The sequence below is a fragment of the Flavobacterium zhairuonense genome (assembly GCF_004352915.1).
Classification (GTDB): Bacteria; Bacteroidota; Bacteroidia; order Flavobacteriales; family Flavobacteriaceae; genus Flavobacterium; species Flavobacterium zhairuonense.
The window spans coordinates 124,699-146,979 of the sequence record NZ_SJSY01000072.1 but is presented as its reverse complement, the minus strand read 5'-3'; the positions used below and the strand labels follow the sequence as shown (position 1 = coordinate 146,979).

Annotated in this window: 18 protein-coding genes and 2 tRNA genes; 11 read left to right on the top strand and 9 right to left on the bottom strand. The window is 33.5% G+C overall.

Features of this window, described 5'->3' with window-relative positions:
• Window positions 1-84 precede the first annotated feature (84 nt).
• From EYY60_RS10970 to EYY60_RS10950, 5 genes are all read right to left on the bottom strand, one after another.
• Window positions 85-2,331, bottom strand: coding sequence for a M1 family metallopeptidase (locus EYY60_RS10970; RefSeq protein WP_132989386.1), 2,247 nt, complete (start codon window positions 2,329-2,331; stop codon window positions 85-87).
• 66 nt (window positions 2,332-2,397) lie between these two features.
• Window positions 2,398-2,904 (bottom strand): DUF6702 family protein, encoded by a 507-nt coding sequence (locus EYY60_RS10965; protein ID WP_132989385.1) that lies wholly within the window; start codon window positions 2,902-2,904, stop codon window positions 2,398-2,400.
• Window positions 2,901-3,656, bottom strand: coding sequence for a hypothetical protein (locus tag EYY60_RS10960; RefSeq protein WP_132989384.1), 756 nt, complete (start codon window positions 3,654-3,656; stop codon window positions 2,901-2,903). The genes EYY60_RS10965 and EYY60_RS10960 overlap by 4 nt, the downstream gene beginning before the upstream one ends.
• On the bottom strand, window positions 3,646-4,305 hold the full coding sequence (locus EYY60_RS10955) for a carboxypeptidase-like regulatory domain-containing protein (RefSeq protein WP_235832320.1): 660 nt from the start codon (window positions 4,303-4,305) through the stop codon (window positions 3,646-3,648). The genes EYY60_RS10960 and EYY60_RS10955 overlap by 11 nt, the downstream gene beginning before the upstream one ends.
• Window positions 4,306-4,360: 55 nt before the next feature.
• Window positions 4,361-5,128 (bottom strand): carboxypeptidase-like regulatory domain-containing protein, encoded by a 768-nt coding sequence (locus EYY60_RS10950; protein WP_132989383.1) that lies wholly within the window; start codon window positions 5,126-5,128, stop codon window positions 4,361-4,363.
• Window positions 5,129-5,293: 165 nt separating this feature from the next.
• Here EYY60_RS10950 and pepE point away from each other — a divergent pair, with 165 nt between their 5' ends.
• A complete protein-coding gene (gene pepE, locus EYY60_RS10945) occupies window positions 5,294-6,001 on the top strand; it encodes a dipeptidase PepE (RefSeq protein ID WP_132989382.1) in 708 nt (235 codons plus the stop codon).
• A 134-nt stretch (window positions 6,002-6,135) separates the two neighbouring features.
• On the opposite strand, the gene EYY60_RS10940 is transcribed toward pepE, so the two are convergent.
• Both EYY60_RS10940 and EYY60_RS10935 read right to left on the bottom strand, forming a co-directional pair.
• Window positions 6,136-6,208 (bottom strand) — tRNA-Gly (locus EYY60_RS10940).
• 66 nt (window positions 6,209-6,274) lie between these two features.
• Window positions 6,275-6,347: transfer RNA gene (locus EYY60_RS10935), tRNA-Gly, on the bottom strand.
• A 135-nt stretch (window positions 6,348-6,482) separates the two neighbouring features.
• Here EYY60_RS10935 and EYY60_RS10930 point away from each other — a divergent pair.
• Both EYY60_RS10930 and EYY60_RS10925 read left to right on the top strand, forming a co-directional pair.
• The gene (locus tag EYY60_RS10930) at window positions 6,483-6,920 is read left to right on the top strand and encodes a GNAT family N-acetyltransferase (protein ID WP_132989381.1); all 438 of its coding nucleotides are present in this window, start codon (window positions 6,483-6,485) and stop codon (window positions 6,918-6,920) included.
• Window position 6,921: 1 nt separating this feature from the next.
• Entirely contained in the window at window positions 6,922-8,517 is a 1,596-nt protein-coding gene (locus EYY60_RS10925; protein ID WP_132989380.1) for a L,D-transpeptidase family protein, read from the top strand.
• On the opposite strand, the gene EYY60_RS10920 is transcribed toward EYY60_RS10925, so the two are convergent.
• Window positions 8,506-9,228, bottom strand: coding sequence for a murein L,D-transpeptidase catalytic domain family protein (locus EYY60_RS10920; protein WP_132989379.1), 723 nt, complete (start codon window positions 9,226-9,228; stop codon window positions 8,506-8,508). The genes EYY60_RS10925 and EYY60_RS10920 overlap by 12 nt on opposite strands.
• Window positions 9,229-9,550: 322 nt before the next feature.
• Here EYY60_RS10920 and EYY60_RS10915 point away from each other — a divergent pair, with 322 nt between their 5' ends.
• Both EYY60_RS10915 and gpmI read left to right on the top strand, forming a co-directional pair.
• Window positions 9,551-11,980, top strand: a complete 2,430-nt coding sequence (locus tag EYY60_RS10915) for a DUF5916 domain-containing protein (RefSeq protein WP_132989378.1) — start codon at window positions 9,551-9,553, stop codon at window positions 11,978-11,980.
• Window positions 11,981-12,119: 139 nt separating this feature from the next.
• The gene (gene gpmI, locus EYY60_RS10910; RefSeq protein ID WP_132989377.1) at window positions 12,120-13,637 is read left to right on the top strand and encodes a 2,3-bisphosphoglycerate-independent phosphoglycerate mutase; all 1,518 of its coding nucleotides are present in this window, start codon (window positions 12,120-12,122) and stop codon (window positions 13,635-13,637) included.
• A gap of 175 nt (window positions 13,638-13,812) precedes the next feature.
• On the opposite strand, the gene EYY60_RS10905 is transcribed toward gpmI, so the two are convergent.
• Window positions 13,813-15,066 carry a DUF445 domain-containing protein gene (locus EYY60_RS10905; RefSeq protein WP_132989376.1) on the bottom strand — a complete coding sequence of 418 codons (1,254 nt, stop codon included), beginning with the start codon at window positions 15,064-15,066 and terminating at the stop codon, window positions 13,813-13,815.
• A gap of 222 nt (window positions 15,067-15,288) precedes the next feature.
• Between EYY60_RS10905 and map the strand changes: the two genes are divergently transcribed.
• From map to apaG, 6 genes are all read left to right on the top strand, one after another.
• Window positions 15,289-16,107, top strand: a complete 819-nt coding sequence (map, locus tag EYY60_RS10900) for a type I methionyl aminopeptidase (RefSeq protein ID WP_132989375.1) — start codon at window positions 15,289-15,291, stop codon at window positions 16,105-16,107.
• Between the two features lie 67 nt (window positions 16,108-16,174).
• A complete protein-coding gene (locus tag EYY60_RS10895; RefSeq protein WP_132989374.1) occupies window positions 16,175-16,549 on the top strand; it encodes a GxxExxY protein in 375 nt (124 codons plus the stop codon).
• Between the two features lie 81 nt (window positions 16,550-16,630).
• Window positions 16,631-17,404, top strand: a complete 774-nt coding sequence (locus EYY60_RS10890) for a class I SAM-dependent methyltransferase (RefSeq protein ID WP_132989373.1) — start codon at window positions 16,631-16,633, stop codon at window positions 17,402-17,404.
• Between the two features lie 117 nt (window positions 17,405-17,521).
• Window positions 17,522-20,425, top strand: a complete 2,904-nt coding sequence (locus EYY60_RS10885) for a DEAD/DEAH box helicase (RefSeq protein ID WP_132989372.1) — start codon at window positions 17,522-17,524, stop codon at window positions 20,423-20,425.
• Window positions 20,426-20,500: 75 nt separating this feature from the next.
• Window positions 20,501-21,760 carry a type IX secretion system plug protein gene (locus tag EYY60_RS10880; RefSeq protein ID WP_132989371.1) on the top strand — a complete coding sequence of 420 codons (1,260 nt, stop codon included), beginning with the start codon at window positions 20,501-20,503 and terminating at the stop codon, window positions 21,758-21,760.
• A gap of 79 nt (window positions 21,761-21,839) precedes the next feature.
• Window positions 21,840-22,226, top strand: coding sequence for a Co2+/Mg2+ efflux protein ApaG (gene apaG / locus EYY60_RS10875; protein WP_012023834.1), 387 nt, complete (start codon window positions 21,840-21,842; stop codon window positions 22,224-22,226).
• Window positions 22,227-22,281 lie beyond the last annotated feature (55 nt).

Genomic DNA, 22,281 nt, shown 5'->3' with positions numbered 1-22,281 from the left:
CAAAGATATTAAATTTTGCTGCGTAGAGTTTTAAAATTTACTTAAAAAAAAAAGACTCTTTTCAGAGTCTTTTTTAGTTTATTCTTAATCAAATTTTGATTTTTCTTCTGTTTTTGGCCAAGCATTGTTGGTTACATCAATATCAGCAGTCATTAATTTTGGGTCAATCTGAATACTTTTGATTGCTTTTGAAGTTGCATAAACTTTTTTAGCAGTATCGTTATTCTTTCTCCAGATTTGTGCTGGGTACTGATAATTATCTTTTGAACCATCTTCGTACGTAATCTCTACTAAGATTGGCATAATCATTCCTCCTGGCTTATTGAATTCTACTTCGTAGAAATATTTAGGAGATTTTAAACCTGCTTTTTCTTCCGCTGTAAAAGTTTGATTTACATAATCAGATAACAATTTTACGTCGTCAACTTTTAAAGCTTTTTTGCTTGATGCGCTAACTTCAGCGTTATCTCCAGCAACTAAATATACGAATGGTCCTTTATCTAAACCAAAACGTCCTTTTCTAACTTTAACATCTTTTAAATCTGCAGTCGGAGTTTCAGAAACATAATATTGCTTCACTTCTTTAATTCCGATATCTACAAAATCAGTTGAGTAAAACCATCCTCTGAAAAACCAATCTAAATCAACAGCCGAAGCATCTTCCATAGTTCTGAAGAAATCCTCTGGAGTTGGATGTTTGAATTTCCATCTGTTTGCGTATGTTCTGAAAGCATAATCAAATAATTCTCTTCCCATAACTACTTCTCTCAAAATATTAAGACCTGTAGCTGGTTTTCCGTAAGCATTATTACCAAATTGAGCAATTGTTTCAGAGTTTGACATAATTGGCTCTAAAAACTTTTGATCACCACTCATGTAAGGAACAATATTTTTAGCTGGCCCACGTCTTGATGGGAATGTTGGATCTAATTCTTGCTCTGCTAAATATTCTAAGAATGAATTCAAACCTTCATCCATCCAAGTCCATTGACGCTCATCAGAGTTTACAATCATAGGGAAGAAAGTGTGTCCAACTTCATGGATAACAACACCAATCATTCCATTTTTAACTTCTTTGCTTGTGACTCCATTTTCGTCAGGACGACCAAAATTCCAGCAAATCATTGGGTACTCCATACCTTGATCTTCTGCCGAAACAGAAACTGCTTTTGGATAAGGATAATCAAAAGTATGAGATGAATAGCTTTTTAAAGTGTGTGCTACAACCATTGTAGATGTTTCTCCCCAAAGCGGGTTTGCTTCTTTTGGATAAACAGACTCTGCCATAACCACTTTTCCGCCTAACTTAACAGCCATGGCATCATAAATGAACTTTCTTGAAGATGCAATTCCGAAATCACGAACATTTTTTGCACTGAATTTCCATGTTTTTTTCTTTTCAGAAAAACCTTTTTCAGCCGCTTCAGCTTCAGCTTGCGTTACAATCACAACAGGCTTATCAAATGATTTTTGAGCCTGCTCATAACGTTTCACTTGTTCAGCAGTGAAAACTTCGCTTCTGTTCATTAATTCTCCTGTGGCATCAATTACGTGATCAGCAGGAACTGTAATATTTACGTCGAAGTTTCCAAAAGGAAGAGCGAACTCTCCGCTTCCCCAAAACTGCATGTTTTGCCATCCTTCAACATCATTGTAAACTGCCATTCTTGGGTAGAACTGCGCGATTACATATAATTTGTTTCCGTCTTTTTCAAATAATTCATAACCAGAACGTCCACCTTCTTTTCTATAATTATTGATGTTGTACCACCATTTAATAGCTAAAGAAATTTTTTCACCTGGCTTTAAAGGTGTAGCCAAGTTAATACGCATCATTGTTTCATTGATGGTATATGACATTGGGTTTCCTTTTGCATCTTTTACTTGTTCGATATTAAAACCGCGCTCAAGATCTTTTTTAAGGTATTTATTCGCAAATCCTTCAAGTGGCAAAACCTGGCTCAATTTTTCGCCTTCTGCTAAAGAAGTCTGTCCGTTTGCTTTTGCCTGATTTTGATCAAGCTGAATCCATAAATATTCCAAACTGTCTGGTGAGTTGTTAGAATAAGTAATAACCTCAGAACCTGTAATTTTTGAATTTTTATCGTCTAGTTCGATATCAATTTTATAATCTGCTTGTTGTTGATAATAAGCTGGTCCTGGAGCTCCAGATGCAGTACGAAACATATTTGGAGTAGCCAACAAATCATACATTTGGCTAAATTTGTTTGTGTCATACTTTCCTTGTTGCCTTGGAACTGGTGGAGTATTTGCTTTTTCTTGAGCAACCAACATCGCAGGAAAAAGTAATAATAGCGAAAGTTTTTTCATAAAAGTTTAATGGTAATTTTATCAGGGTGTGAAAATAACAATTAAAATGATAATTTCACCTATCCATTAATACTTTAACACTTCTTTCCTTGAAGATTCTGTAAAAAGCACACTCTTTTTTGTGCCAAACGCTGAAATATGTGTAATGTTTTGCTGTTCAGCATTCCAATCTACTAAAATCGTGTTTGAAATTTCGAGTGTCTTGAATTTATCAATATCTTTTATTCTAGAGTAACAAACCAAAACATCTCCAGATTCTACTTCTTTTGACAAAAATGTAATCACTTTTGGCTGGCCGTTAACTTTCATAGTAAAATTCTCAGCAAGATACTTTTTCAAAAGTTCAACATCTTCCGGCGTTTCCTTTTCAGTACCAATGAATGTTTTTTTATGGTATTTCTTCTCTATTCCGTTATTCAAATCATCAACAAAAATTCGAGATGTAATTTGAATCATTTTTTTTTCGGCAGCATAATTTACCTGGAAAACGCCCATGTAAAATTTATGAAAGGCAAATGCCGAGAGCAATAAAAATAAAACCCCAATTAAGGGGTAAATCAATCTTTTTTTCATTTTTCGGTAACATTCGATTTTTTAAATTCCTTATTCTTATTGATCAGAAAATCTATCAATTCAAATTTTTGATCTGGATTAACATGTCGCTTAGACTCTGGATCATTCGAACAATACATTAAAAACAGATCTATTTCATCTTCTTTTAATTCTAAGGTTTTAGTAAAAAAATCGGGCTGAAAATTATCTTTAACATAAGCAACAAAAGCAATATCAGATATCTCTTCTTCTTTCACATCGTCTTTTTTCCTCAAAAGCTTTTTAACATCTTTAAAGATTCTAACAAAATCAGTACCATATTTAATAGTCTGATCAGAGTACATTGCACTGTTTTTTGCTGTTGATTGCTTATCGTCTTCAAACTGCATATCCACAATTGCCTGAGAACCTACCCCTAAAGTTTTCACTTTTAATTCCTTATGAACAACAACTTCTTTTAATTGATTATTAACCAGTTCTAATGGCACAACAAAAAGAATTTCTGCACAATCCTTTTCTGTCAATACAATTTTTTTTGACTGAAAAGCCATTCCGGTAAACACCAAAGTGTCTTTTGGCCTTGCCAGAATATCAAACAATCCCCCAACACCTATAAAAGTCCTGGTATTTGCATTAATATTCATTACATGACCACTTTCTATCGCTAACGATTTATTCACCACTTGTCCGTGAAGTGGTATCCTGGTTGTATTTTGCCCTAATGCAATTTGACAAAACAAGCAAACAACGAATACTGATAAACTATTTTTCATTTTCTAGAATAATTAAATACTTTCTGGCTAAATCTGTGATTAAAAACATACTCATTGTTTTGTTCTTTGTATTCAAAGATACGGCAAATTGAGCATCATCCACACAAAATAATTGAAATCCTTTGATATCATCTACAGGAATTTTCAATCGGTCAGTATAATAATTCTCTTCAAAAAGGTACTCTAATTTTCTAAAAAGCATTTCTTTTTTCTCTATAACAACTTCTTTCTTAAGCATTGCAGTTCGTCCTGAAATCTTATTCAATAATTTATCAATTGAAGTTGAAGTGGCCGTATAAACTTTTCTCTCAGCAGGCGTGTATGTTTTTTGTCCGTGCGGGACAATTCCGAGGTTTTCAGTTGTAATAGAGGGATTTTCATTTACAACAACCTCCTTCAACTCAATTTCTTTCGCTGACATTTTGATCTGAATTTTATCCAAGTTCAAATCCTCAGCAGTAATTCTATGTTTTAGCGGATCCAAATTTACAGATGAAAAAACCAACACATCTCCTTCTTTTACAGCAATAGAAAACATTCCGTTAGCATCTGAAATTGTAGAAACTTGCGTTGTATTATTGACAATGTTTACACCATCAACAGAAGTTGATTGTTCAAAAATTTGCCCAAGCATCTCTTTTCTGACCAAGTTTTGACCAAAGCCAAACTGCATCAGAAACAAAAAAAATAGTATATGTAAAGTATTATTTGATTTCACTGGCAATCATTTCTTTATATTTTGTTGCCAATTCTGCCAACAAAAATTCTGTCGAAGTTTTGTTCTTTGAGTTCAAAATCACCGTAAACTTGTCATTTTCGACGGCATAATACTCAAAACCTTTCACATATTCGCTAGGAATCTTCAAAACATTCACAAAATGCTCTAGAGTAAACATGCGTTCCAAAAGTTTCATAAAAACTTCTTTTTTCTCCACTTCGGCTTCTTTTTTAAGCATAGCCGTTCTACCTGAGAAAAAATTCAACAATGGATCTGCAGAAATTGATCCTCCTGCCATTGTTCCGCCATTTGCTTGCGCATCTAAGGCTGTTGCAGTACGAAGTCTTCTTTCTGCCTGGGTATATGTTTTTTGCCCGTATGGAACGATTCCTAATGATTCTGCATTAATTCCGCTATAATTTCTAACCACAACTTCCTGAAGCTGATGCATGACCATACTCAATTTTACTGTAAAATTAAGATCTGAAAAATTATCAGCCGTCAATAAAATCCTTTTTTCCTTGAATTGTATCGATGAAAAAACAAGAGTTTCTCCAACATTTGCCAAAATAGAAAAACCACCAGACTTGTCTGTCACAGTCATTGCCTCAGTTTGCGCATTAACCACATAAACCCCCTCCAAATCAGCACAACTGGAAACAATTTTCCCGTTAATGACCGTTCGTTCCTCAACTTGCGAAATGGCATTCTGCCCACAAAACACCAACAAAAAACAAGCAATTTTATTAATCAAAATGACAAAAAATTAAAATTATTCTTAAAGCCGTAAAAATATCTTAATGTGTTCAAAATTTAATATTAAGAACTTGGTAAAAATATGTTAATTAAAGCTTGGCAATCTTCCCAAAAATGAGAGTTTTTAATATCTTTAGCGTACAGAATCTGATTTTAAAAAATTATGAAAAGCATTATTATTGCAAGCACCTCTACACTTCATGAAGGCAGTTATTTAGAGTACTTATTACCTACTTTACAATCTCATTTTAAAAATTGTAAAAGCATTTTATTTATTCCGTATGCGCGCCCGAGCGGCATTTCGCATGACGAATACACGCAAAAAGTTTCGCAGGCTTTTGCAACTATCAACATTTCAGTAAAAGGAATTCATGAATTTGAAGATGCAAAAGATGCAATCAAAAATGCAAGCGGTATATTCACAGGTGGCGGAAACACATTTTTACTTGTAACACAGCTTTACAAAAACGACATTATGCAGCTTCTTGCCGAAACTGTAAAAAACGGCACGCCATATTTAGGAACAAGCGCCGGAAGCAATATTTGCGGTTTGTCAATGCAAACTACAAACGATATGCCTATCATTTATCCGCCAAGCTTTCAGACTTTGGGACTAATTCCATTCAATTTAAATCCGCATTATTTAGATCCAGATTTGCAATCTAAGCATATGGGCGAAACACGCGAAACTAGAATTAAGGAATTTCACGCTTTCAATTCAATCCCAGTTTTAGGTTTAAGAGAAGGAAGCTGGCTGGAAGTAAAAGGCGAAAAAATTACTTTGAAAGGAGATTTGCAAGCAAGGCTTTTTAAACAAAACCAAACTCCAGAAGAGCTAGAACCCGAAAGCGACTTAAGCAATCTGAAATAATTTTTTCACCAAATAAATTATATAAGTCCATTTAAAAAAGGCTCAAAACAAAAACTTACTTTACTTATATAACTTATATGGTTTAAAAAAAAGAAAAACAAAAAAGCCTCAAACAATGTTTGAGGCTTTTGAAGAGCGAAAGACGAGGCTCGAACTCGCGACAACCAGCTTGGAAGGCTGGAGCTCTACCAACTGAGCTACTTTCGCATTTGTGCTGCAAATATAAATAATTTTAATTTCTAAAAAAATAAAATCTAAAATTATTTATTTTAGAGCGAAAGACGAGGCTCGAACTCGCGACAACCAGCTTGGAAGGCTGGAGCTCTACCAACTGAGCTACTTTCGCATTGGTGGTGCAAATATAGAAAGAAAGTTAAGTTCAAAACAAGCTTTTAGGCAAAAAAATTCAATAAAAAACAACAATAATTTATAACACATTTAAAATTAAAAAGTTATAAATTAAAAAAAATTAAAAAAAATCATGACTATTATTAAAGAAATCCCCTCAAAAGAAACTTATGCTGTTCGTCAACCTGTTTTAAGAGCAGGAAAACCTATTGAAAGTTGCATATTTGAAGGCGATGATTTAGACACAACACATCATTTTGGTTTATTTGAAAATAAAAATTTAACAGGAATAATTTCATTATTTCAGCAAACCAACTCTATATTTGCCGAAAAAAATCAAGCCCAAATTCGCGGAATGGCCGTTTTAGAAACACATCAGAAAAAAGGATTTGGAGAAGCTCTTGTAAAACATTGTGAAAATTATTGCAATGAAAACAATGTTGATTTAATTTGGTTTAACGCACGAACTGCCGCTGTTGGCTTTTACAAAAAAATGAATTACAAGGCTGTAGGAGAGCCTTTTGACATTAAAGATGTTGGCGAACATTACTTGATGTATAAAAAATTATAAAATGAAAAAACTTTACTTTCTTTTAGTGATATGTATGTTTTTTGGTTGCAAAAAAGAAGAGCCAAAAATTATTCCTGTTGTCAAAAAAAAGACCCCCGCAATCATACTTACTAATGAAAGAAAAGTTGAAATTGACACCGCTATAATAGGTGCGTATAAAAGTGAAACTCTCAAACAGTTCTATCTTTCATCTGAAAATAAAACTGTTTGGGGGAATCTTAAGAAGAGAACTTATGTTTTGTCACAATTGCAAAATTCAGACAAACTTGGCTTAGAACCAGAAGATTACAAAGCTTCACAATTGCAAAAATTCGAAAAAAGAATTGGTTCGCTTAACGATACTGACTTAGCAACTTATGACATTTTGCTTACTTATAATTTTGAAAAATACCTGAACCATCTCTTCAAAGGAAAACTAGATCCTAAAACAATCTACACCGATTGGGATTTGGAAGAAAAAGTTCTTGATATAAATGATGTTCTTATTAAAGCTTTCAATAAAAACAAATTAGACAGTATTGTCGATAACATTCAGCCAAAATCTGAGACCTATAAAGAACTGCTGAAAGCGCTTGAAATCATAAATACATTTCCAGATGAAAACATTGAAAAAATAACTACAGATTCTTTGACAAAAAAAATAAGTTTAAACGAAAGCAATGTTGCACTAATCAACATCAAAAAAAGGCTATTGTTTTGGGGAGACATGACGGGAAAAGACAGCAGTTTTACCAAAACTTATGATAACAAAACATTTGAATCAATAAAAAGATTTCAGGAACGACATGGCCTAGCTGCTGATGGGGTAATTGGCCAAGGAACAATCAGCGCTTTAAATTATTCCAAAGAAAAAAGAAAACAGCAAATCATTGCCAATTTAGAACGCTGGAGATGGTTTACCAGTGATTTTGCCGAAAACTATTTCATTATCAACATACCAGATTACAGCCTGAATGTTGTTGAAAACCAAGACACAACTTTAGTCAGAAATATTGTCGTAGGCACAAGCAAAAGAAAAACTCCAATAATCACTTCGACGTTAAGAACGGTGGTCTTTAACCCGACTTGGACTGTTCCGCCAACTATTTTAAAAGAAGATGTTGTGCCCGCTATGAAACGTAATCGAAATTATTTGGCCAACAAAAACATAACTATATATGATACTGCAGGAAATGTAGTTGCCCCAAATGCATGGAATGAAAACAAACCTCACAAATACAGATATATTCAAAGTCCTGGTTATAACAACTCATTAGGTTTGGTAAAAATTTTGTTCCCTAATCATCATAGTGTTTATTTGCATGACACAAATCATCGCAACTATTTTGGACGAAACAACCGTTCTTTAAGTTCTGGATGTGTTCGTATAGAAAACCCTTTGGAATTGGCAGAACATATTTTAGCCGATTCAATACGTTTTTCGAAAACGAAAATTGACACCATAATTGCTTCCAAAAAAACAACAAGCATCAAAATCACCAAAAAATATGCATTATATCAATGGTATTGGACAGCATGGAGCAAAAAAAATCAGCTCATTTTTAGAGCTGATATTTATAATCTAGATTTGGATTTGTATGCTAAATTAAGAAATTAGCTTTTCTTCCATTGAGAAACTTCTTGATGGATGATAAATATACAAACACGATTTTCCTTTTATTGCTTCGATTATTTCGTCTGTCAATTCAAAAGGAATTGCAGGACAACCTTGGCTTCTGCCTAATCTTTTATGATCTCTTATAAATGATTCTGACACATAATCAGCACCATGCATCACAACACCTCTTTCACGAGCATTGCTGTTGAACCCTTTTTCTAGGCCATCAAGACGTAAAGATGCTCCGTGTTTTCCTTGATAAATTTCGCCTGTAGCATAAAAGCCCAAACTGCTTTTATAAGAAGAATTATTGTTTGAAAATGAAGTAGCAAATTCTTCACCCGTATTTCTTCCGTGCGCTACTAATGACTGAAATAAAATTGTATTAGTTGATAGGTCAATTACCCAAAGACGTTTCATGTTTGATGACAAACTAAAATCGATCAAAGTCAAAATATCTTTTTGAATTACTCCTTTTTCTTTTAAAAGGTAAAACCCTTTCAAAGCTTCAGAAAAAGTCTTTAGTTCTGGCAACTGAAAATGATTTGCATTTAAATTGCTGTACACACTTTCAACCTTAGCATCTACCGTAAGTTTTTCAACTTTAGCAATGCTTTTTGTTGTTGCAGTTTTAATTTCGGGAGTGCTTTTTGAATCTTTACCAAAAGACAACAGGAAAAACACAAACAGGGGATAAATTTTGTAAATCATTGAATTTCTTTAGGTTAATATTTAAATTTGGGTAGGGCAAAAATATAAAAAAATTATAGCGATCGAAACTCAATAGGCTGAATCAGTGCATTTTTGCCTAAACTTTAACAGAATAACAGTAAAAAATTTGCATTTTTGATCAAAAACTGATTTTATTGTAAGATTTTTACTTGTGTAAAAAATCTAAACGTTTTTAGGCATTTTCTTAAAGAAAACACAATTAAACATTATTTTTGACGCTCAAAAGTGTAACAATCAAACCAAATCAGAGTCTATTACTGCAGTAATATCATTTTGAAAAGCCATTTTCTTTTAAAATTCCATGAAAAAATTAGTTTTCTTAAGTCTTCTTTTATCCGTTTTTTGCAGCTACAGCCAAAAGAAAACCCTTCAGGCTCAATCTACTGCGGAATCAATTTCTATTGACGGAAAATTAGATGAAGAAGCTTGGGCAAATGCTCCAATTGCCTCTAATTTTATCATGTTCGAACCGGATAATGGCAAACCAATCACCGAAGCAAAAAAAACAGAAATTAAAGTTCTTTATAACAATGACGCCATTTATATAGGCGCCATGATGTATGACGACGAGCCAAACAAGATTTTAAAAGAAATATCACAACGCGACAATTTTGGAACTGCTGATATTTTTGGTGTTTTTGTAAATGGTTTTAATGACGGCCAGCAAAACTTTGAATTTTTTGTTTCGGCAGCAGATGTCCAGGGCGATTGTATTATGACTGATGCTATTGGAGAAGATTATTCGTGGGACGCTGTTTGGTTAAGCAAAGCCAGAATTACAGACAAAGGCTGGATTGTAGAAATAAAACTTCCGTATGCCGCTCTGCGTTTTTCTGCCGAAAACAAACAAACTTGGGGAATCAATTTTTTTAGGGAAGTTAAGCGAGAACGCAAAAAATACACATGGAATTTAATTGACACCAAAATTGGGACATTTACACAGCAAAATGGAGAATTAGCTGGAATTGAAAACATCAAACCTCCTACTCGACTGTTTTTTATGCCTTATGCTTCGTATTATTTAAATGCAGCTGACGGCCAAAAAACCTATGGGACAATGAAAGGCGGAATGGATATAAAATACGGAATCAACGACGCTTTTACACTTGATGCTATTTTAGTACCGGATTTTGGGCAAACAAAATACGATGACCGAATTTTGAATCTTAGTCCGTTTGAACAGCAATTTAATGAAAATCGTGCTTTTTTCACAGAAGGAACCGACTTGTTCAATAAAGGTAATATTTTTTATTCGCGTAGAATTGGCGGAAGCCCATCAATCGATCCGGAGCTAAACGACAACGAAGAAGTTATTGAAACGGTTCAAAACGTCAATTTAATCAATGCTTTAAAAGTTTCTGGAAGAACAAAAAAAGGATTGGGAATTGGGGTTTTGAATGCCGTTACCGAGAAAACATATGCAACGATCAAAGACACGATCTCAAACGAAACACGTCGTGTAATTGTTGAACCATTGACTAATTACAATGTCTTGGTTCTAGATCAGCGTTTTCGCAAAAATTCATCGGTCACCTTTATTAATACCAATGTGACAAGAAACGGCCATTACAGAGACGCCAATGTAACAGGTCTGGCTTGGGATTTAAACACAAAAGCAAACACTTACAGCTTATATGGAAATGCAAAATACAGCCATATTAATATGGAAGAAGACAAAAATGGTGTTTTTACCACTATTGGTTTTGCTGAAACGAGCGGAAAATACCGTTATAGTATAGGTTCTGATTTTGTGACCAAAGATTATGACCCGAATGATCTCGGAATCAATTTTTATACTAATTATTACAACTTTTATGGAAATGCAAATTATAGAATTTTAAATCCTACAAAGCTTTTCAACAGTTTCAGAATCAACTATAATATGTACGCTGAATTCAATAAAGAATCTGGGCTAATTCAAGACAACAGCATTAATGCAAACGTAAACCTGACAACCGTAAAAAACAACTATTATGGTGGCGGAATTACAGTTTATCCGATGGAATCACACGATTATTATGAGCCAAGAGCAGACAATAGATATGTAATTATTCCAAGAAAAATTGAAGCCTGGGGAAGCATCTCTACTAATTACAACCACAAATTTGCAATCGACTTAAATCCGTCAATTGCGATTCTAGATGAGCCTGGCCGAACTTCATATGGAATTGACATTGGACCAAGATATCGTTTTAACGACAAATTATTGCTGACCTATTATTTTAGTTTTTTCAGAAAAAACAACAACAAAGGCTATATTGATAGCGTTGATGCAGATGATAATGATGCAACTCCAAATACTATTGTTTTTGCCAATAGAAATGTTGTAACATACTCAAATACACTCGGCGGAAAATATGCTTTAAACAGCACAATGACACTAAATTTATCCGTTAGACAATATTGGTCTTATGCGGAAAACAAAGATATTTTGCAGCTTCAGGATAATGGCACGCTAATACCTTATCCTGATTATGATGAAAACAAAAATTCAAGTTTTTATTCCTGGAATGCCGATTTATCTTATTCTTGGTGGTTTGCTCCTGGAAGTCAAGTTTCGGTATTATATCGCAACAATGCTGATAATTTTGAGCGTATTATAGACAAACAATATAAAGACAACGTAACCGCTTTGTTGAATAATGAGGCTTTAAAACATGCTTTTTCAATCAGTGTAAAATATTTTATTGACTACAATGCAGTCAAAAATAAGTTCAGAAAGAGAGCTTAGCGTGAATTAATTTTAAAAAACAAAGGCTTCTGCAATTAAATTATTATTTTTTGATACGCTTCATTTTATTAAATATAAATGTATCACTGTTCCCTTGCAAAGTTTAGAAATGACTTATCTTTGTAGAAAACAAAAAGTAATGAACAAGAAAGTTATCCTTATGATTTTAGACGGTTGGGGAAAATCTCCTGACCCTAAAGTATCTGCAATAGACAATGCAAATGTTCCTTTTATAAACAGTCTTTACAAAAATTACCCAAGTGCTCAACTTAGAACTGACGGTTTGAATGTTGGTTTACCAGAAGGTCAAATGGGAAACAGCGAGGTAGGTCATATGAACCTTGGAGCTGGAAGAATTGTTTACCAAGATTTAGCCAAAATTAATTTAGCTGTAGCGAACAAAACTCTTGCAAAAGAGCAAGTTTTAGTTGACGCATTTACATATGCTAAAGAAAACAATAAAAAAGTACACTTTTTAGGATTAGTTTCTGATGGAGGTGTGCATTCACATACTTCACACTTGCGTGGATTAATTGATGCTTCTCAAGAATATGGTTTAGACAAAGTTTACGTTCACGCTTTTACAGATGGACGTGATGTTGACCCTAAATCTGGAGCAAAATACATTCAAGATCTTGAAGATCACATTAAAAATACTCCAGTTAAAATTGCTTCTATCGTTGGACGCTACTACGCAATGGACCGTGACAAACGTTGGGAACGTGTAAAATTAGCTTACGATCTTGTAGTAAACGGAGTTGGAACACCTTCTAAAAATGCTGTTGCAAGTATTCTTGACAGCTACGCAAAAGACGTAACAGATGAATTTATTGAGCCTGTAGTTATTGTTGATGAAAACGAAAAACCTCTTGCTACAATTGTTGAAGATGATGTTGTAATCTTCTTTAACTTTAGAACAGATAGAGGCCGTGAACTTACTGAAGCACTTTCGCAACAAGATTTCCACGAGCAAAACATGCACAAACTAAACCTTTATTATGTAACATTGACAAACTACGATGAAACCTATCAAAACGTAAAAGTGGTTTACAATAAAGATAATATTACAGAAACGCTTGGCGAGGTTTTAGAAAAAGCTGGCAAAAAACAAATCAGAATTGCTGAAACTGAGAAATATCCTCACGTAACTTTCTTCTTCTCTGGAGGTAGAGAAACTCCTTTTGAAGGTGAATCTAGAATTTTAAGAAACTCTCCAAAAGTTGCGACTTACGATTTACAGCCAGAAATGAGCGCCTACGAATTGGCAGATGCGCTTGTTCCTGAATTGAACAAAGGTGAAGTTGATTTCGTTTGTTTAAACTTTGCAAACGGAGACATGGTGGGTCATACGGGAATTATGGAAGCAGCTATTAAAGCTTGTGAAGCTGTTGACGCTTGCGCGAAAAAAGTTATCGACGCCGCTCTTGCAAATGATTACACTACAATCGTCATTGCGGATCACGGAAATTGCGAAACCATGATTAATCCTGATGGAACTCCAAATACGGCTCACACAACAAACCCAGTGCCGATTATTTTAGTGGACAAAGAATTGAAAAATATCCAAAATGGTGTTTTAGGTGACATCGCTCCAACAATTTTAGAATTGATGGGAGTGGCTCAGCCAAATGCAATGACTTGTCATTCATTATTATAGAAATCATTTTTCATTATAAAAAAGAGGCTAATTAAAAAATTAGCCTCTTTTTGTTTTTTGTCATTTCGACTGAAAGGAGAAATCACACACGGAACTCGACAAAGATTGACGACATACTTTATGGAATTTCTAGTGTGATTTCTCCTTTCAGTCGAAATGACAAAAATTGCGTATATCACATTATAAAATAATGATAAATCTGCTCCACCCCATAAATAACAAGACCAATAAATCCACCAACCAAAGTTCCGTTGATTCTAATATATTGAAGGTCTTTTCCGATTTCTAATTCCAGTTTTTCTGAAACTTCTTTTCCATCCCAACTTTTTACGGTTGATGAAATCAAATCTCCAATTACTTTTTTATTGTTCAAAAGCATTGACAATAAATCATTCTTGATAAATCCGTTTATTTTATCGATCATTACAGCATCTTCCTTAATTCCGTTTCCAAAAGTTTGAATCAAATCTGCGATGTTATTTTTTATTGACGAATCGTCGCCTCGACTTAAATCGTTTGTAATAGAAAGTTTGATTTCATCCCAAATTCCGTTGATGTAATCCTGAACTTCTTTTTTTCCAACAAAACCCAAAATCATATCATTGATTTTAACTCGCATTTCTTCAGAATTTTTGACTTTTTCCAAAAAGTTAAAAATATACTCGTCAATTTTTAAACGCACTGCACTTTCTGGCTTTTTTGCTTCATTTAAAAAATCTTGCAGACCATTAAAAACACCTTCAGTGATGCTTTTATCCGCTAATCCGAAACTTAAAAACGGAGTTGAAGCTTTTACCTTCTGTCGAATTAAATCCTTATTGTTAGTCAATTCGCTGCTCATCACTTCAAGAAGATTCGTAAGCATTTGATTTTTTAAATTTCCTTTTTGAAAAGGCTCTAATGCCAATGCCACCCATTCTCCAAAATTTATTCCTTCTATTTTTTCTTTAAACTGAACTTGAATAAATTGCTTTACATCTTCATCTTTAATAGTTCTTAGAATTCCCGGGATAACACTCACTGCAACTGCATTGGCAATATTATTGGCATTTTCCTCGTGCGAAAGCCATTCTGAAGCTTTGGTTGCAAAATTGAATTCATCTAATTTAATTTCTAATTTTTCACGATCAAGAAATTCCTCAGAAACAAAATTCCCAAGATTCTCTCCTATTTCATTTTTCTTGGTGGGAATAATTGCTGTATGCCAAATCGGAATTCCCATTGGGTGACGAAACAAAGCCACAACCGCAAACCAATCGGCAATTCCTCCTACCATCGCGGCTTCGCTAAAAGCCTGCAACATTGGAATTTTAAAATAAATCGCAACTAAAAACAACAACACTGCAATCCCCAAAAGTCCCAAAGCATTTCTCTTCATTTTCTTCAGCGCTTTTACTTTGGCTATATCTTTATCTGTAATAGTTTCCATGATTATATGTGTTTCTACTACTAATTTATGGCTTTTTTCTTAAAAGCGCTTGCATTATTAGTCACGAATTCAGGAACTTTCTTTTTATCTCTAAAATCTAAATTTGGCAAAATTGAATTTCACCAATTTAGATTTACATAAATTCGCGAATTCGTGGCGAAAAAAATTACTCAAAAAATGAGATAAAAATTGTACTTTTGCGAACTGAAAAATGGAAAAAATATGATTATCCAAAAAACTAGAGAGGAAATTGAATTAATGCGTGAAAGCGCTTTAATCGTATCTAAAACATTAGGAATGATTGCTTCTGAAATTAAAGAAGGAGTTACTACATTATATCTTGACAAATTAGCAGAAGAATTTATTCGTGATCACGGCGCAGTTCCAAGTTTCCTTGGATTGTACGATTTCCCGAATTCACTTTGCATGAGTCCAAATTCTCAGGTTGTTCACGGTATTCCTAATAATGTTCCTCTTAAAAGTGGTGACGTAATTTCGGTTGACTGTGGCGCTTTTAAAAATGGTTTCCACGGCGATCACGCGTACAGTTTCGAAATTGGAGAGGTTGCTCCCGAAGTAAAAAAACTGCTTCAGGTAACAAAAGAATCTCTTTACGTTGGAATCAGAGAATTTAAAGCTGGAAATCGCGTTGAAGATGTTGGAAATGCGATCCAAAAATATACTGAAGCTCACGGTTACGGAGTAGTTCGTGAATTAGTTGGGCATGGTGTTGGACAAAAAATGCATGAAGAACCAGAAATGCCAAACTACGGAAAACGAGGACGTGGAAAACTTTTCGTTGAAGGAATGGTTGTCGCTATCGAGCCAATGATTAACATGGGAACAAGAAACATCAAACAACACAAAGACGGCTGGACAATTACAACGGCTGACGGAAAACCTAGTGCACATTTTGAACATGACGTTGCCTTAGTTGATGGAAAACCAGAATTATTATCGACTTTTCAATACATCTACAAAGCTTTAGGAATCGAAAGCAACGAAGAAGATGAATTCAGACAAATACCACTTATTTTATAACACTAATTTCACGAATTATCACGGATTAGTGTTCTGATAAAAATTGCACTAAAACGAAATAAAAATAATGAGTGAATTGTATTTAAGAGAAGAATCCTATAAAATTATTGGGATTTGTATGGAGGTCCATAAAATATTAGGAAAAGGACATAGCGAAAAGGTTTATGGAGATGCTTTAGAATATGAATTTCAAAGAAATGACATTCCGTATAATCGAGAATTAAAATATAATATCGTTTACAAAGAGATTATATTACCGAGTTATTATTTTGCAGATTTTGTTGTTTTCGATGAAATCATTTTAGAACTCAAAGCAATTGCAACATTAACAACAAGTGAAATTAAGCAGACATTAAATTATTTAGCTGCGTCAAAAAACAAACTTGGTTTATTAGTCAATTTTGGAGAAGACAGCCTTAAATACAAAAGAATAATACTTTAACCCAAATCAAAAGTTCGTGAAATTTCAGCACAACGTTAATCCGTGTCAATTTGCGAAATTCGTGTTCAAATTTATTTAACTGTGAAAAAACTATTTAAATTAGTCCTTAATACAATCCCGCGCCCATTATTAATTCGCTTGAGTTATGTAGCGCGACCAATTTTAGCTTTATCTTTAAGAGGAAGTAAATATACTGATCCTATCGACGGAAAAAGTTTTAGATCTTTTCTGCCTTATGGATACGGAAAACAACGTAATAATGTGCTTTCACCAAGCACGCTTTCTTTAGAAAGACACCGCTTACTTTGGCTGTATTTAAACGATCAGACTGATTTTTTTACAGCACCAAAAAAAGTATTGCATTTTGCTCCGGAACAAGCTTTTTACAAAAGATTCCGCAAGCAAAAAAACTTAGATTACACGACAACCGATTTGCTTTCGCCTTTGGCAGATGTAAAAGCTGACATCTGTAATCTCCCTTTCAAAGACAACGAATATGACGTTATTTTGTGCAATCACGTTTTAGAGCACATTCCGGACGACACTAAAGCGATGCTGGAATTATACCGTGTTTTAAAACCAGGCGGGATGGCGATTTTGCAGATTCCACAGGATTTATCTCGCGAAGTTACTTTTGCAGATGACTCGATTACAGACCAAAAAGAACGTGCTAAAATCTTCGGACAATACGACCACGTTCGTGTTTACGGACGCGATTATTTCGATAAATTAAGAAGTATTGGTTTTATTGTAATTGAAGAAGATTACACTAACAAAATTGCACCAGAATTAGTTGAAAAATACTGTTTGGCAAAAGGCGAAATTATTCCGCTTTGCTTTAAACAGGAAAACTAATTTTTTTCACCATATAAGTGATATAAGTTCATTTAGAAAGTTTTCAGAATAGCCCTATTTTGAAAACTTTTTAAATTTTAGAACTAACCAAACTATAAGCCAACTAAACCACAAATTTTGGAACCTACAAAACCATTTCAGTTCTGTTTTGACATCAGTTTTGAAAAAAATCTGAATGCCTATATCCCAACAGCATATATCGTTGAAAATACTAGCGAAATCAAATATCTAGACAAAAAAGCAACAAAAACAATAATTGAAAGTTTCGGAATTGATTTCGAAAATTTAGATTCCAATTCCAAAAGAATCCTCAACATCTGCGAATCTTTAAAACCTGAATTTGTATTTAAAAAATTCAGTGCAAAAGTAAAATCAGCTAAAACAATTGCCGATTTGCAGAAAGACTCCAAAATTGATTTTGCTATTCGCCAGCACTTAAAAATTAATTTAAGTCCGTTTTACAGCTTAATTGTACAGGAACAATATCCCCTATCTATTGACTTAGGACCGGAGAAAGATTTCTACCGTTCCAGAGTCAACATTGATCCGCTGGATTTTGAGCCTCAAATTCAATTCGACAAACATTCAGAAGGCATCACTTATACACTTTCTTTAAAAGAAAATGAAACTACATTTTTGCCGATGGACAATAAAGTAGATATTCTTTCTGATGAGCCAGGCTGGCTAATTGTCAATAAAAAACTAGGACAACTAAAAGAATTGAATGGCAAAAAACTGACCCCTTTTTTAAAGAAAAAATCAATCGAAATTCCATCAAAATTAGTTGATGATTATTTTAAGAATTTCATTCCCGAAATAGCCAAAAAAATTGATATCGAAGCCAATGGTTTTGAAATTGAACTTCGTGACCAAATTATATCCTGCACGATTCAACCCGTTTTTGATTTCTTTAAAAACTGCTATTATCTCAATTTGTATTTTGACTACAATGGGTACACATTTGATGGGAGCAAAACCAAAAAAACACATTCATATGTTGATTTCAGTGTAGCTAATGAGCCTCGAATAATTCAGTTTAAACGAAGTGCGGATGAAAATTTATATGCCGAAAAACTACTCGAAATTGGTTTAGAAAAAATTAAAAACGAATTATTTGGATTAAATTCTGAAGCCGAAACTTCGGATCCTTATATCAATATCCAATTGATCATTGAAAATAAAGAAAAACTAGAAAATTTAGGTTTTACAATTCAAAATCTAAAACTAGAAAGCAAAGAAATCATTACAGAAAGCAATACGATTTCAATTGCAAAAGAAACAAAAGCCGATTGGTTTGACATTAAAATCATGATTACAATTGGCAATTACAAAATCAATTTCAGTGAAATCATTCCGAATATAAAAAGCAAAGAAAGACTTTTCCAATTGCCTGACGGAAACTATTTTTTGATTCCGTTAGAATGGTTCAGCAAATATGGTTCTTTGGCAAAATTAGCCAAAACAGAAAACGGCGCAATACTTTTACGTAAAAGCAATTTCACGGCTTTAGATGGAATTTCAGAAATTGACAATGATTTAGAAGAAATTCACCAAGCTGAATTTACGGCTTCAGATTTAATAAAAGCTACTTTAAGACCTTATCAAATTGATGGTGTAAAATGGCTTTTGGGGCATTTTAATTCTAATATGGGTGCATGTCTGGCCGATGATATGGGACTTGGGAAAACTTTACAGACGTTGTCTGTTTTGGTTTCTGTACAAGAACAATTAGGTTTTACAACCAAAACAACCAATTTTGACTTATTCTCAAACGAAACAACTGTCGAAAGAGAGCCTTTAAAAGCTTTGATTGTTTTGCCTTCTTCATTGGTTTTTAACTGGTTTAATGAAGCCGGAAAATTCACGCCGCACTTTTCGAAAATGCAATATATCGGCAATGACCGTAAAATTTTAGCAAGTAGAATCAATTCGACTGATTTGATTTTTACAAGTTACAGCATCATTCACCGAGATATTTCTATTTTAGAAAAATACGATTTCCGTTATTTGATTTTGGACGAAAGTCAATATATCAAAAACAAAAACTCTAAGATTTTTAAAGCCATAAATAAAATCAGCACGGGACATAAAATTGCCTTGAGTGGTACACCGATTGAGAATTCGCTTGACGATTTATGGTCGCAAATGCAGTTTATCAATCCGGATATTTTGGGAAGCTATGCCTTCTTTATGGAAAACTTCAAAAATCCGATTGAGAAAAAACAAAATGAAGAAGTTTTAAGTGAATTAAAAAACCTTATCGCTCCTTATATTTTACGAAGAACCAAAGAACAGGTTTTAAAAGATTTACCAGAATTGACTGAGCAAATTTACTATTGCGATATGGATCCTGAACAGGAAAAATTATACGAAAAAGAAAAATCTAAAGCTCGTAATTTCTTGCTTAAAACGGACGGATCTCCTGACAAAATCAGCATAATCAACACCTTAATGAAATTACGTCAACTGAGCAATCATCCAAAAATGGTTGATCAGGAATCGGAAATTGATTCTGGGAAATTTATTGCTGTTACCAATTATCTTGAAAATTTAGTCAAAGCAAAACAAAAAGTAATCATTTTTAGTTCATTTGTTACGAATTTGAATTTCTATACTGATTGGTGTAAAGAAAACAAAATTGAATTCTGTGAAATTACTGGAGAAACTCCAGCCAGCAAACGAGAACAAGAAGTAAAACGTTTTCAGGAAAAAGAAAATCCACTATTGTTTTTTATTTCGCTTAAAGCAGGAGGCGTTGGATTAAATATCACCAAAGCTTCTTATGTTTTGTTTTTAGATCCTTGGTGGAATCCTTTTGCTGAAAAACAAGGTATTGGGCGAGCACACAGAATTGGACAAATGAATAAAGTAAACGTGATTCGTTTTATTTCGAAAAATACAGTTGAGGAAAAAATCATCAAACTTCAGGAAAACAAAAAACTGTTATCGGATTCTCTCTTAGAGGAAAGCTACATCAATGATGAAATTGAAGGAAATTTAGAATACATTTTGGGTTCGTAAATTGTTAAATCCAATAGATTGGCATATTTTTCGTTGTATAAAATTGTTATATTTACAAATCTTACAATCTATCAAATGCCAAAATTTTTATCTATAAGCTTTCTTTTGCTTTTTATTTTTACTTCGGCGAAAGCCCAAGAAGTACAAAACGAAGTAGATCCTCCATATAATATCAAGACCGCATCATTCGTTCAAAATGATTCAAATGTGGTTCCTATTTTTGAATTGGGCTCTGTATTTTCCTTTCAATTTGATGATTTATTTGGCAACGAAGCGAATTATTATTTTGAATTGGTTCATTGTGATTACAATTGGATTCCGTCAGATATTCCGAAAACGGAATACATTCGCGGTTTTGATAATCAAAGAATTACTGATTTTTCTAATTCATTCAACACGCTTCAAGGTTACACGCATTACACATTGACTTTTCCAAATCAATTCACAACACAGCTTAGAATTTCGGGTAATTATATGTTGAAAATCCTAAATGAAGATAAGGAAGTTGTTTTCTCCAGAAAATTTGTTCTTTACGAAAATCATTCGACAGTTGCATGTTTGGTAAAACGCACCCGAAACCTCAGCAATATTGATTTTAAGCAAAATCTTGAATTTACTATTTTGTCAAATGACATTACTTTTCAAACCCCTTTGCAGAACGTAAAAGTGCTTTTATTGCAAAATGGTGATTTTAAAACCAGCATCAAAAATGTTCCTCCACAATATACCATAGGAAATCAAATGGTGTATAAATACGATAAAGAAACCCAATTTTGGGGAGGTAATGAATTTTTGTGTTTTGAAAACAAAGACATTCGCGCGGCTAGCAATAATGTCGCCAAAATGGGTTCCAACAATGACGTTTACAGTTCTTATTTGTACACCAATCACGCAAGAGGCAACCAAATTTACACACTTTATGAAGATGTAAATGGAAATTTTGTAGTGAAAAACATCAACGGATTCAAACAAGAAATCGAAGCTGATTATGCTTGGGTTTATTTCACGTTATCGGCGCCAGCTTTTCAATTGAACAAAGACATCTATATTGCTGGAATGTTTAATAATTACAGCCTTTCACCAGAATATAAAATGGATTATAATCCTGACAAGGCAATCTTTGAAAAAGCTGTCATGATCAAACAAGGTTTTACCAATTATCAATACAGAACCGTTGATAAAAAAGGAAATATCGATTACGAAAATGCTGTTGATGGAAATTTTTATCAGACTGAAAATGAATACACCATCTTAGTGTATTACAAAGAAACTTCAGATCGTTATCAAAGAGTCATTGGAAAAGGAAACGGAAACTCAATAAACATCGTAAATTAAAACAATGTTAACGTTTTCACTTCAATCATTTTTTTTCGTAGATTTGCAACTATAACGTACACATATATACTACTTTAGTATGGTTTCTCAAATTACAAGAGGCATAAAAATATCAGTTTTAACTAGTTTTGAAGGAACTTACTTCAAAAACTACAAGATTCATTTTGCTTTTAGTTATGTAGTTACAATTGAAAACCACAGCAAAGATTCTGTTCAATTGACTTCTCGTCACTGGGAAATTTTTGATTCGCTAAACGACTTAGACATTGTGGATGGCGAAGGCGTAATTGGTAAAAAACCAGTTCTAAAACCAGGCGAAAATCATACTTATAGTTCTGGCTGCTTATTATCATCACCTTACGGCGCTATGAAAGGTCATTTTAATATGATCAATTTTACTACGACAAAAACATTCAAAGTAATTGTTCCTACTTTTAGAATGTGTGCTCCTTTTGCATTGAACTAATTTATAGTTTAAGCAATCTTTTTTTCATTTCATAAAACTCAAGAAAACATTTAAT

Excerpts from the sequence above, each read along its gene's own strand:
- EYY60_RS10970 (WP_132989386.1), bottom strand. The coding sequence starts at position 2,331 with ATGAAAAAACTTTCGCTATTATTACTTTTTCCTGCGATGTTGGTTGCT.
- pepE (WP_132989382.1), top strand. The coding sequence starts at position 5,294 with ATGAAAAGCATTATTATTGCAAGCACCTCTACACTTCATGAAGGCAGT.
- apaG (WP_012023834.1), top strand. The coding sequence starts at position 21,840 with ATGGTTTCTCAAATTACAAGAGGCATAAAAATATCAGTTTTAACTAGT.
- EYY60_RS10965 (WP_132989385.1), bottom strand. The coding sequence starts at position 2,904 with ATGAAAAAAAGATTGATTTACCCCTTAATTGGGGTTTTATTTTTATTG.
- EYY60_RS10905 (WP_132989376.1), bottom strand. The coding sequence starts at position 15,066 with ATGGAAACTATTACAGATAAAGATATAGCCAAAGTAAAAGCGCTGAAG.
- EYY60_RS10880 (WP_132989371.1), top strand. The coding sequence starts at position 20,501 with ATGCCAAAATTTTTATCTATAAGCTTTCTTTTGCTTTTTATTTTTACT.
- gpmI (WP_132989377.1), top strand. The coding sequence starts at position 12,120 with ATGAACAAGAAAGTTATCCTTATGATTTTAGACGGTTGGGGAAAATCT.
- EYY60_RS10930 (WP_132989381.1), top strand. The coding sequence starts at position 6,483 with ATGACTATTATTAAAGAAATCCCCTCAAAAGAAACTTATGCTGTTCGT.
- EYY60_RS10925 (WP_132989380.1), top strand. The coding sequence starts at position 6,922 with ATGAAAAAACTTTACTTTCTTTTAGTGATATGTATGTTTTTTGGTTGC.
- EYY60_RS10895 (WP_132989374.1), top strand. The coding sequence starts at position 16,175 with ATGAGTGAATTGTATTTAAGAGAAGAATCCTATAAAATTATTGGGATT.
- EYY60_RS10920 (WP_132989379.1), bottom strand. The coding sequence starts at position 9,228 with ATGATTTACAAAATTTATCCCCTGTTTGTGTTTTTCCTGTTGTCTTTT.
- EYY60_RS10915 (WP_132989378.1), top strand. The coding sequence starts at position 9,551 with ATGAAAAAATTAGTTTTCTTAAGTCTTCTTTTATCCGTTTTTTGCAGC.
- EYY60_RS10960 (WP_132989384.1), bottom strand. The coding sequence starts at position 3,656 with ATGAAAAATAGTTTATCAGTATTCGTTGTTTGCTTGTTTTGTCAAATT.
- map (WP_132989375.1), top strand. The coding sequence starts at position 15,289 with ATGATTATCCAAAAAACTAGAGAGGAAATTGAATTAATGCGTGAAAGC.